The following is a 2,730-nucleotide window of genomic DNA, read 5'->3' on the forward strand; positions in this document are numbered from 1 at the left end:
GTGCGGGCCGCCGGCGCGCGCGAGGGCCCCGGGGGAAGCGGCGGCGCGGGTGGCGGCAGCGGCGGTGCCGCGGGGATGCCCTCCGCCATCAGGCGTTGGCGATCGTGAGCCCCTCGTGTGCGATCACGATGGTCTCCACCGCCACCTCGTTGCCTTGCGCCTTCAGGTCGGTGCCGGTGATCTTGGTCGGCCAGGCGTTCGTCAGCGTCCACACCATCGTCGCAGCACCTGCTTCATCGAGCAGGCTGATCGTCACCGGCTTGCGCTTGATGACGTTCATCTTGATCTCGTTGAACCAGTCCCACAGCTTGTTGTCGGACTTGAAGACGCCCTTCTTCATCGTCACGTCGCTGTACTTCTTCATGCCGGGCATCTTGATCACCGAGAAGGCCGGGCTGTCACCGTGCCGGTACTCGATCGGCTGCGCCTCCACGTCGAGGCCGGAGACTTCCTGGAAGTGCATTTCCGCCGCATCCCACTTCACCGAGAAGCGGAACTTGGGAAGCGGCCACACCGTGGTCGATTGCGCTGATCCGTCGTCTGCCATGGTCTGCCTCCTGAAGGGTCAAATGATGATTCGTGAAGCTTGTCGAAGATCGCCACCAACGCGCGATCACGACTTCTGCATCTGCTGCTGGAAGGTGATCTCGATGAACTCGGCCGGGCGGCTGATCGCCACCAGCACCGTCACGCGCAGGATCCCCTCGAGGATGTCCTCGGGCGTCATCGTCTCGCCCAGCCCCACGTGCACGCTGAACGCGTCGTCCGGCACCGCGCCGGCCAGGCCGCCGCGCTTCCAGATGCCGGTCAGGAAGTTGGTGACCATGCTCTTGATCGTCACCCAGGTGTTCGACACGTTCGGCTCGAACACCATCGCCTTGGCCGCCAGGCGGCACGACTCCTCCAGCATGATCATCGTGCGCCGCACGTTGATGTAGCGCCAGTCCAGGCTGTTGCCGTCCAGCGTGCGCGCGCCCCACACCAGCACGCCCTCGCCGATGAACGAACGGATCGCGTTGATCGACTTGCCCTGCGTGGTGACGTTCAGGTCCTCCTGGTCCTCGTGCGAGATCGTCACCGCCGGCGACACCACCCCGTTCAGGCTCACGTTGGCCGGCGCCTTCCAGACGCCGCGCGTGTTGTCGACCATCGTGTAGATGCCCGCCATCGCCGGCGACGGCGGCATCAGGTTCAACCGGTTGCGCGCCTCGGCCATGATGGTGTTGAACAAGGTGCTCGACGCGCCCAGGCTCTTGTTCAGCAAGGCCKTGTGCGTCTCCACCGCCACCTTCAGCGCGGCCGGGTCGAGCAGCTTCTTCTTCTCGTCGTCACTCTTGTCCGAGGCGTTGATGTCGGTCGTGATCTCGGTCGTCCACTGGTCGTCGGTCTTGCTCACGTCCTGCACCGCCTTCCACTGCTGCGCGGTGCGCGCCGGCGTCTTCGGGTCGAGCTGCGCCGGCAGCGCCAGCTCGGCCATCAGCAGCTGGATCAGCACGTCGGGGTTGGCGACGCGGGTGTAGTCCAGGTCCTTGTCCTGCACCACCGTCGTGTTGACCCACGGGTAGTACGCCGTCGCGAAATCGAGGAAGTTCACGCCCAGCGCACCGCGGAAGCCCTCGATCGGGTCGACGCCGGTCGCGTTCTTGCGATCGAGGTGCCCACCCCACACGTCGAGGATCGCGACCCGGCTGCGCATGCGCCCGCCGCAGTGCTGCAGCATCGCCTGCTGCACCGAGATGCAGTCCTTGGCCGACAGCAGCACCGCATCGGGCACCACGACCATCGTCGGCTCCTGCTCCTTCACCAGCGGCTCGATGCCGGCCATCAGCTTGTCGGGCTCGATCAGCGGCGTCTTGTCGTACTCGCCGACCGACACCACGTAGCACGGGCCGCCGCCGTTCTGGAAGAAATGCAGCATCCCGTAATACAGCAGGAAGCGGCCGCCTTCCTTGCCGTCGGCCTGGGTCAGCAGGAACTCCTTGTCGCCGGCCTTGAAGGCGGCGACCTGGTTCGGATCGGTCTTCTCGGCGATGCCGAACTTCGGGTCCGGCCCGAAGCCGAAGTACTGGTGGTACTCCGCCATCGAACCGATGCGCCACGGTTTCATGTTCAGCGACTTGCCCGCGTTCTCGGCGCGCTGCGTGTAGCCGATGAAGGCCGGGACCGCGGTGGCCACCTCGACCACCGAGTTCGGAAAGGCATTCTTCTCGACGATATAGACGCCGGGGGTCTTCATAGCCATTGCGGCCTCCTCTGCGGTTAGAGCCTGTAAACACTAGCGATGCACATGGATCTCGGAGACCAGGCGGCTTTCGCCGCCGATCTGCTCACGGGCCAGGAACTGCGCTGCCGCCACCGGCAGACGCTTGACCAGCACCTTGTCGCCGCCGCGCTGGCGGCTGCGCAACTGGAATCGACGCTCGCTGCGCTGCGCGAGCGCGATCGGCGCCCGCGAACGGATGGCCACGAGCGGCGCGCCGTTGTCGAGACGGTCCGGCGCGGGTTCGTCGAACTCGACGCCGCTCGCCAGGTCGACGACCTGCAGCTGCGGCTCGGGCCACTCGCCGTGCAGGCAGTATTTCCACACCGTCGCCCGCGCCGCGAGCCGCACGGTGTAGTGCAGCGGTGCCGGCGGCAAGGCCGCCAGCGGCACGCGCAGCACCGCGAGCGGCGGCATCAGGCGGGCGCCGCTGCCCGACGCGTGCCCGAGCGACTGCGACACCAGCGGCC

At 66.7% G+C, this 2,730-nt stretch carries 3 protein-coding genes; all 3 read right to left on the bottom strand.

What is annotated here, in order from left to right; translation table 11 throughout:
* Positions 1-88: 88 nt before the first annotated feature.
* Positions 89-547: a phage tail protein gene (locus AC1D15_RS25690; protein ID WP_047505134.1), complete on the bottom strand. Its 459-nt coding sequence runs from the start codon at positions 545-547 to the stop codon at positions 89-91.
* A gap of 66 nt (positions 548-613) precedes the next feature.
* Positions 614-2,242, bottom strand: coding sequence for a phage tail sheath family protein (locus AC1D15_RS25695; protein WP_477828217.1), 1,629 nt, complete (start codon positions 2,240-2,242; stop codon positions 614-616).
* Between the two features lie 33 nt (positions 2,243-2,275).
* The coding region (locus tag AC1D15_RS25700; RefSeq protein WP_477828218.1) for a hypothetical protein at positions 2,276-2,730 on the bottom strand (455 nt) is incomplete at its 5' end.

The organism is Rhizobacter sp. P2_H2, from assembly GCF_056403375.1.